Genomic DNA, 8,281 nt, shown 5'->3' on the forward strand with positions numbered 1-8,281 from the left:
GCATGGTGAGATGGATCATGCGAATCCTTATTGCCGGGGCCTCCGGGCTGATCGGAACTGCCCTTTCGGGTGCACTGCGCAGCGAGGGGCACGACGTCGTCGCCCTGGTCAGGCGTGCCCCTGCGTCCCCAGCCGAGTTCCAGTGGGACCCGGCTGCCGGCCGGATCGACGACACTGCGCTGAAGGGCGCGGACGCGGTGGTCAACCTCTCCGGCGCCGGGATCGGCGACCGGCCCTGGACCAAGGCGCGGGTCAACGAGCTCCGCGCCTCCCGGCTGGGGGCTACCCGGACCCTCGCGGCCGCCATGGCGCGCACCGACGCGCCGCCCGCCGTGTTCCTGAGCCAGTCGGCCTCCGGTTACTACGGCAACGCCGGTACGGCGGTGCTGCGCGAGAACGCGCCGGCCGGCACCGGCACCCTGTCCCGCATCTGCGTCGACTGGGAGGCAGCGGCGCATGAGGCGCCTGCCGGAGTCCGGGTGGTCACGCCCCGCACCGGCGTCGTCCTGAGCCGTTCCGGCGGCGCACTGGGCCGGCTGTTGCCGCTGCTGCGCCTGGGCGTCGGCGGCCCGCTCGGCGATGGCCGGCAGTTCTGGCCGTGGATCACTCTGCCGGATGTGGCCGCCGCCTTTTCCTTCCTTCTCTCGGCGCCCGTGTCCGGGCCGGTCAACGTCTGCGCCCCCGAAGCCGCAGATGTGAATTCCCTGATCACGCAACTGGCCAGGGCGCTGCACCGGCCGGCGGCGCTGCGGGTACCCGCCCCGGTGCTGCGGCTGGTGATGGGCGATCTCGCCGAAGAACTGCTGCTCGCGAGCCAGCGGCTGGAGCCGGCCGTCCTGGCGGAGAACAGCTTCGCCTGGAAGCACCCGTCCCTCGCCGGGGCCGCCGCCTGGGTGGCAGGGCGCGGCTAGCTGCCGCTACTATCCGTGCAGCGTCGCGTACCTCTGGAGGAAGAGGGCCAGGGACTCTGCCAGGGCCCTGATCTCGCCCGGATCGACGCTCTCGTTCGGTGCATGGATCAGGGCGAGTGGCTCCTCGACGCCGAGCAGGATGATCTCCGCGTCCGGGTAGGTGTCCGCGAAGACGTTGCAGAGCGGGATCGATCCCCCTTGCCCCAGGGTTGTCATGGGCGTGCCGTAAGCCTGGGACATCGCGGCGCTCATGGCTTCAAAGGCCGGGCCGCCGACTGCCGCCTGGAATGGCGATCCGATGGCCTCGAGGTCCACCGCGACGTGGACATCCCAGGGCGCGGCCGCCTTGAGGTGGCTGACCAACGCCGTGTGGGCGTCGGCGGCCGCCATGCCCGGCGGGACGCGCAGGTTCAGGCGTGCCGCGGCCCGCGGCACGATCGCCGCCGTCGAGCCGGTCACCGCCGGGCAGTCGATGCCGAGCACGGTGACCGCGGGCCGCGCCCAGAGCATGTCGGACACGGTGCCGTCCCCCAGCAAGGACACTCCCTCCAGGACGCCGGCGTCGGTGCGGAACTGCTCTGGCGGATAGGGGGCACCGGTCCAGGTCTGGTCGTTGTCCAATCCCGTGACCGTCGTGTTGCCTTGCCGGTCCCGCAGTGATGCCAGCATGGCGATCAGTGCGGCGAGCGCGTCGGGGGCCGCCCCGCCAAACATGCCGGAGTGAAGCTCTGACGCCATCGCCTCCACCGTCACCACGACATTGACCATCCCGCGCAGGGTCACGGTCGCGGCCGGGTGGCCCACGGAAGCGTTGCCGGTGTCGCAGACCAGGATGGTGTCGGCACGGAGCAGGTCCGGGTGGCTGGCGACGAACGCCTCGAGCCCGCCAGTGCCCTGTTCCTCCGACCCCTCGACCACCACCTTCAGGTTAACCGGTACGTCGTTGCCGAGCGCCCTCAGTGCGAGCAGGTGGGCGAGGATGTTGCCCTTGCAATCGGCGGCGCCCCGGCCGTACCAGCGGCCGTCCACTTCAGTGAGCTCGAAGGGCGGGGTCCGCCATGCCGAGTCATCGAGGGGTGGCTGGACGTCGTAGTGCGCGTAGAGGAGCACGGTGGGCGCGTCCGGATCGGGTCCGGGCCTGGAGCCCACCACCGCGTCGGAGCCGTCCGGGGTCCGTTCGAGGTGCACATCCGAAAATCCGAGTCCAGCGAACTTGTCCAGCACCCACTGGGCAGCCTTGGCACACTCCTCGACGGGAAACTGCCGCGCATCCGCCACCGACCGGATGGCCACGAACTCGGCGAGCTCCTCCCGTGCCGGACCCATCAGACCGGTGATGCGGGCGCGCAGGTCCACGGCTCACGCACCACCGGTGTTGGACGTCTTGAGGTCGTCGATGAACTCCTGGAACTCGGCGAGCTGGTCCGGGCAATAGACCTTAATAATCGCGAGCTCGCCGACGGCGATCCGGGCGTTCGCGATCACCGGCCTGTAGCCCGGCCCGGTTGCCCCGTTCGCCAGCTGGCTCAAGAAGGTGGCCCGGCTCAGCGCGTCGTTCGGGTTCGCGCAGACGGCGCCGCCGTCGTCGCCCAGCACCCGGGCTATCTGCTCGCGTGAGGGCGCCGTCCCGCCGGCCCCCTCGATCGTCGCTATCAGCTGGTCGGCCTTCGCCAGGGATTGTTGTGTCTCCCTCGCCGACCTGAAATTCAGCAGTGCGACGACGGCGAACACTACGAGCAGGATCATGGCAACGATGTAAACGACCGAGCGGCTGCGCTTGGTGGAGGACTCCTGATGCGTGCTCATGACTTAGGTGCCTCCGTCTGCGCTTGTTGGTCGGGCAGCTTCCAGGAGGGCTTGCGGAACCTGTAGAAGAGGAACGGCACGAGCAGGCCGAGCCCGAGTGCGCCGCCGCCGACGATCAGGAAATAGACGAGCGGATCGCCGTTGCCGAACTGCGACGGCGGGACGAACCCGACAAGGAGAGCGGCCAGGGAGGCCGCGAATCCGACGCCGCAAAGCGTCACCAGCATCGGCGCCCGGAAGCCACGCGCGTGTTCCGGGTCGTTGCGGCGGAGCCGGACCGCGGCCACGAACATCAGCAGGTACATGATCAGATAGACCTGCGTGGTGATCACCGAGAAAATCCAGTATGCGCTGGAGACATCCGGGATGAGCGCGTACCCGAGCGCGATCACGGTGGTGACGAGCCCCTGGACGACCAGGAGGTTCTGTTGGATGCCGTTCTTGTTCAGTTTTTGCAGGAACGGCGGGAGGTAGCCTTCCTCCCGTGAGATCAGCAGCAGGCCTTTGGACGGTCCGGCCAGCCACGTCAGCATGCCGCCGAGGGAGGCAGCGACCAGCATGATCCCGAGGATCGGTGTCAGCGCCTGGAGGTTGAAGGAGGCCAGCACCGCGTCAAAGGCCTGCATGACACCGGCTGTGAGGGAGAGTTCATCGGCCGGAACGATCCAACTGATCGCCAGCGCCGGCAGGATGAAGATCAGCAGTACCAGTCCCATGGCCAGGAACATCGACTTCGGATACTCCTTACCCGGGTCCTTCAGCGAGGACACGTGCACAGCGTTCATCTCCATGCCGCTGTAGGACAGGAAGTTATTCACGATCAGCACCAGGCTGGCCAGCCCGGCCCACTCGGGGAAGAAGTTGGCCGCGGTCATAGGAGCGGCGGACGGATTTCCCTGGCCGAGGAAGACGACACCCAGGATGACGAGCAGTGCGCCCGGGATCAGGGTGCCGATGATCAGGCCGCCGCTGGCCAGGCCTGCCACACCCTTCGTGCCGCGGGATGAGACATACACGCCGGACCAGTAGAACACCACGATCACCAAGGCCGTCCACACGCCGCTGCTGGCCAGCGCCGGGTTGAAGACGTAGGCCAGTGTGCTCGCGACGAAGCCCAGCAGGGTTGGATAGTAGAAAATCGTCATGGCGAACTGGCACCACACCGCCAGGAAGCCCATCGGTTTGGAGATTCCGGACGCTACCCAGTTGTAGATGCCGCCCTTCCATCCTGACGCCAGTTCAGCGGACACGAGGGAAGTCGGCAGGAGGAAGACGATCGCGGGAACGAGGTAGAGGAAGACTGAGGCGAGGCCGTAGACGGCCATGGTCGGTGCCGCACGGAGACTGGCCACTGAACTGGTAGTCATGAGTGCCAGGGCTACCCAGGAGATCCACACGGCCGGTGGCGCCTTCGGCCGGGTCACTGCCTGTTCGCTCACGTGAGCCACACCCTCAAGTGCCCCGTGGTCTGCGCCACGGGCCAGGCGGAGCTAAACCGCCTGGGGCGAGTAGTCGTCGGCTTGAACATGCCCACTGCCCCCCCTCTATCACACAAAGTGCTCGGTGCCTACAGCATGGACCTAGGAATTAGCAGGGAACAGTCCCCAACTCCCCTATACGTCAGGTCGCCGGGGTGCTAATTTGCGCGGTTTCGGGCGCGCTTCCACAGCAAATCGGTGATCAGGACCAGTGCAAGGATGACCACCAGCGCGGCGGCGGTGGCGGGTTCATTGACGAGCGTGGTGGTGCAGAACACGACGAACGTTCCCAGGGTCGCAATCAGGGCGATGATAAGCACCAAAAACTTGGCCCCGGTCTCCCTGTACACCTTGAAGTGGGCCATCGTGACCGCGGAGAAAATGAGCAACGCGACCGCGCTTCCAAGCGACGCGATGCTGTTCAGGTTGAACGTCACCACCATCAGCGCCGCGAGGCCGGCCATGACCAGCAGCCCAACCGGCACCTGCCTGCGGCCCACGGAGCGGCCGAAGACCGGGGGAAACTGTCCCACCGAGGCGAGATGCCGGGTCATCCCCACAGAGGGGTAGAGGCTGGCGTTCACCGCCCCGGACGTGGAGAGCAGTGCGGTGATCACCATCAGCACATAACCGAACTGGCCCAGCGTGGGCTTGGCGGCCTCGGCCAGCGCTGTGGCGCCGTAGGCGACCACCTCATCGGCGGTCAAGGTTCCGAAGACGCCCAGGGAAACCGCGACGTACACCGTCGTGGCGATCGCCAGTGCCAGATACATGGCGCGGGGCAGTTGACGTGACGGGTCAGGCAGATCCTTTGCGGTAAAGGTGATGACACCGAACCCCAGGAAGGCGAAGAACGTCAGCGCCACGCTCGCGATGACCTCGCGGACGCCGGGGTAGCCGGCCGGGTCCAGGAGCGCTGGGTTCCAGTTCGCGATCGTGACAATCGCGAACAAGGACAGGATGGCCAGCACCATCTTCACGATCACGGACTGGACTCTTGCGACCGCCGCGGAACCGACCGCGTTCAGGACGGTCATGACCAGGATGAGTGCGACCGCGAACACTTTGGCCCAGCCTGGGTCGCGACCGGTCAGGACTGCACTGGCATAACCACCGAAGGACGACGCCACCATTGCCCCCACGATCGCGCCGGTCACGTAGAACAGCCACGAAACGATGCCCGTAGCGTGCCCCTCCCCGAACCCCCGGGCCAGGTAGGCCAGCATGCCCCCGCCCGATGGGTACGTCGCGCCGAGCTTCGCGAACGAGTACCCCTGTAGGCCGGCGATGGCGCCCGCCACCAGAAAGGACACCCACACAGCCGAGCCGGCGACAGCGCCAGCTGCGCCCAGCAGCGCGAAGATTCCCGCGCCCACCATGGAACCCACCCCGATGAACGCTGCTTGAATGACGGTCATCTGCTTCTTCGGAACCGTGGTCGACATGGCGTCCCTCTCCGGCGTCAGGCACTTGCAAGCAGCCGTCGCAGGGAGGGTACCACCGCGCCCTGAAGCGTGGAACCCTAGCCCGCTTCGGGCCCCGGGGACAGAACGTCCTGGATCCGCCAGCGCCCGTCGACGGGCACCAGGACCAGGTGAAGCTGCTGCGCGGAGGCGGCGGGTACTTCGGCCACCGTGGCGCCGTTCCCATCGATTTCCCGGTAAGCGGAAGGTTCAGTGGTGATGGCCACCACGGCCCGGGCGGGGCTGCTCTCCGCGGTGGTCTCGATCCGGGTCAGGGCGGTCGAGAATCCGGCCAGGACGTGGCCGGAGGCGCTGAGCTGCGCTTTGATGCGGCCGTCCGAGGCGGCGGCCGCTGAGTCCGGGGCGTTGACGGCCTCGAGCAGTCTGAAGTCGCCAGAGCTCAGTGCCAGTGAACGGAGCCGGGCCAGGCCGCGGACCGCCTCCACCGGGTCGGCGGAGGCCAGGAGTGCCTCAAGATCGGGAAGGATGGCGGCGGCCCCGCCGGCGGCGGTGGGGGGCGGCGGCTCGCCAACCGGCCCCTCCGACGGCGCCGCAGGTCCCTCGTGGCCCACGGGACTTCCTGCCTGCACCGGCGCATCGTGGCCGGACACGATCCCTGGAAACATCCCGGCGATGGCGTCGAGGGCCGTCCCGCCACCGGCCAGCAGCCAGGTGCCGGCCAGCAGGACTGCAGCTGCGAGAGCGGGCAGCAGCGCCCGCCGCGCGGGAGTCCTTCGGAACCCGCGGTGGAGTCCGGCTTTCCGGATGGTGCCTGGGCGCCGGCCCGGGCCGGACTGCACGGCCTTGCGTGTGAGCAGTTGGGGGATGACTGTGGGGTGCACGGAGACCGACAGATCGACGGGCTCCGCCCGGGCGCTGCGGTAGACCATAGCGGCAAACTCCGCCGCCGGCGGACGCTCCCGCCGCTCCCCGCTCAGTCCCGCTTCGAGGGCGGCCACCAACGTTGCCGGCACCCCCGGCACCAGAAGGCTCAGCGGTGGGCGATGCGCCCCGGGCTCGGGGGCCCGTCCGGTGAGGCAATACCAGCCCAGGGCCGCCAGGGAGTAAATGTCGCGTTCGGGCTGCAGTCCGGCCCGCACAGCGTCCGCGGGGGCGGGATCCTGGAATCCTGCCGTGCCCTCTTCCGCGACCGGAGCGGCGTCGGCCACCATGCGCGCGACGCCGAGATCGGCCAGCAGCGGTTTGCCGTCGGCAGTGAAGAGCACGTTGCCGGGGGCCACATCACCATGGGTGAATCCTTGTCCGTGAAGGTATGCCAGGGCCTGCGCGATGGGAGTCAGGACCGTCACCGTCTCGCCGGGCCCCAGACGTCCCCGGCTTCCCACGAGCGCCGCCAGCGAGCCGCCGGGCGCGTAGTCCAGCGCAAGCCCGAGGCCGCTGCCGCCAGAGTCGTGAACCGGCAGGCGCACGACGGCGTGCACGCGAAGCAGGTGGCTGTGTGACAGGGCGGAGAGGATCCGGACTTCGCGCCGCATGACGTCCTCGGCCTCGGACTCTTCCGGTGCAGCGCGGTCGGCATCGAAGCATTTCAGCGCGAACTCGCGGCCCGTTGACTGTTCGGCCACCAGCCAGACCGTGGCGCTGCCGCCGCGCCCCAGCAGCCGTCCGACGTCGTAACCGGGAACCTGGGGGGCCGCACCGGCGGCCGGCGGGAGATCTTCCATACCCAAGGAATAGTCGATTGCGCGGAATCGTGCAGAAGTTATCCACAGGCATGAGAGCTTAAGCACACAAACGGGCGGTGGGTGCGGCGGGGTCTAAGCTTGATGCCATGACTCTTGAGTTCAAACAGCTGGGTCTCGCCCCGGACTTCATCGATTACACGCGCGGCTGGGACATCCAGCGCGAATTGCATGAAAAAGTCCTCGCGGGCACCGCGCCCAGCACTGTACTGCTGCTCGAACACTCCGCGGTCTACACCGCCGGCAAGCGCACCGAAGACCACGAACGGCCCTTTGACGGAACTCCCGTGGTCGCAGTGGACCGCGGCGGCAAGCTCACATGGCACGGCCCCGGCCAGCTGGTGGGCTACCCCATCATCAAGCTCAAGAACAAGGCAGGCATCCGCGACTACGTGGAGCGCCTCGAAGCCGTGATCATTGCCGTCCTGGCGGACTACGGCATCGACGCCGTCCGGATCAAGGGCCGCGCCGGCGTCTGGATCGAGCAGGACGAGAAGGGCCCGGACCGCAAGATCGCGGCCATCGGCATCCGCGTCAACGAAGGCGTCACCATGCACGGCTTCGCGATCAACTGCAACAACGATCTCGCCCCCTACGGCCAGATCATTGCCTGCGGGATCAGCGACGCCGGAGTCACCACCATCGCCCAGGAACTTGGCAGGGACGTCACCCCGGCGGACCTCGTGTCGCGGATCACCGAAGAACTGCGCGAGAATGAACAAGCCCTAGTTGCAACCCCAGAAGGAGCTCTACTGTGACACTGGCACCAGAAGGCCGGAAGATGCTGCGCATTGAGCAGCGAAACGCGGCCACACCGGTGGAACGGAAGCCGGAATGGATCAAGGCCAAGGTCCAGATGGGCCCGGAGTTCGTCCAGCTCAAAAACCTCGTCAAGAAGGAGGGCCTCCACACGGTGTGTG

7 protein-coding genes and 1 pseudogene are annotated in these 8,281 nt (G+C 67.7%); 3 read left to right on the top strand and 5 right to left on the bottom strand.

Features of this window, described 5'->3' with window-relative positions:
• Positions 1-17: 17 nt before the first annotated feature.
• Positions 18-911: a TIGR01777 family oxidoreductase gene (locus tag AC1DZV_RS18420; RefSeq protein ID WP_476850445.1), complete on the top strand. Its 894-nt coding sequence runs from the start codon at positions 18-20 to the stop codon at positions 909-911.
• A 9-nt stretch (positions 912-920) separates the two neighbouring features.
• Here the strand turns inward: AC1DZV_RS18420 and AC1DZV_RS18425 are convergent, their stop codons facing one another.
• The 5 genes from AC1DZV_RS18425 to AC1DZV_RS18445 all read right to left on the bottom strand — a co-directional run bounded on the left by AC1DZV_RS18425 (position 921) and on the right by AC1DZV_RS18445 (position 7,343).
• Positions 921-2,267 carry a M20/M25/M40 family metallo-hydrolase gene (locus AC1DZV_RS18425; protein WP_476954314.1) on the bottom strand — a complete coding sequence of 449 codons (1,347 nt, stop codon included), beginning with the start codon at positions 2,265-2,267 and terminating at the stop codon, positions 921-923.
• A gap of 3 nt (positions 2,268-2,270) precedes the next feature.
• The gene (locus AC1DZV_RS18430; protein ID WP_476950170.1) at positions 2,271-2,717 is read right to left on the bottom strand and encodes a hypothetical protein; all 447 of its coding nucleotides are present in this window, start codon (positions 2,715-2,717) and stop codon (positions 2,271-2,273) included.
• Positions 2,714-4,165: a glutamate/gamma-aminobutyrate antiporter GadC gene (gene gadC, locus AC1DZV_RS18435; RefSeq protein ID WP_476954315.1), complete on the bottom strand. Its 1,452-nt coding sequence runs from the start codon at positions 4,163-4,165 to the stop codon at positions 2,714-2,716. The genes AC1DZV_RS18430 and gadC overlap by 4 nt, the downstream gene beginning before the upstream one ends.
• 188 nt (positions 4,166-4,353) lie before the next feature.
• Positions 4,354-5,640, bottom strand: a complete 1,287-nt coding sequence (locus AC1DZV_RS18440) for an APC family permease (RefSeq protein ID WP_476950169.1) — start codon at positions 5,638-5,640, stop codon at positions 4,354-4,356.
• 77 nt (positions 5,641-5,717) lie between these two features.
• Complete coding sequence (locus tag AC1DZV_RS18445; RefSeq protein WP_476950168.1) at positions 5,718-7,343, bottom strand: serine/threonine-protein kinase; 1,626 nt, start codon at positions 7,341-7,343, stop codon at positions 5,718-5,720.
• Between the two features lie 107 nt (positions 7,344-7,450).
• Here AC1DZV_RS18445 and lipB point away from each other — a divergent pair, with 107 nt between their 5' ends.
• Positions 7,451-8,119: a lipoyl(octanoyl) transferase LipB gene (lipB, locus tag AC1DZV_RS18450; protein WP_476950167.1), complete on the top strand. Its 669-nt coding sequence runs from the start codon at positions 7,451-7,453 to the stop codon at positions 8,117-8,119.
• Positions 8,116-8,281 (top strand): annotated as a pseudogene (locus AC1DZV_RS18455) (lipoyl synthase); the annotation flags it as partial. The gene lipB and the pseudogene AC1DZV_RS18455, both read left to right, overlap by 4 nt.

The sequence above is a fragment of the Arthrobacter sp. P1_D12 genome, from assembly GCF_056406175.1.

Bases quoted from the DNA above. Each gene is read 5' to 3' on its own strand.
- AC1DZV_RS18420 (WP_476850445.1), top strand. From the start codon at position 18: ATGCGAATCCTTATTGCCGGGGCCTCCGGGCTGATCGGAACTGCCCTT.
- AC1DZV_RS18430 (WP_476950170.1), bottom strand. From the start codon at position 2,717: ATGAGCACGCATCAGGAGTCCTCCACCAAGCGCAGCCGCTCGGTCGTT.
- AC1DZV_RS18440 (WP_476950169.1), bottom strand. From the start codon at position 5,640: ATGTCGACCACGGTTCCGAAGAAGCAGATGACCGTCATTCAAGCAGCG.
- AC1DZV_RS18445 (WP_476950168.1), bottom strand. From the start codon at position 7,343: ATGGAAGATCTCCCGCCGGCCGCCGGTGCGGCCCCCCAGGTTCCCGGT.
- lipB (WP_476950167.1), top strand. From the start codon at position 7,451: ATGACTCTTGAGTTCAAACAGCTGGGTCTCGCCCCGGACTTCATCGAT.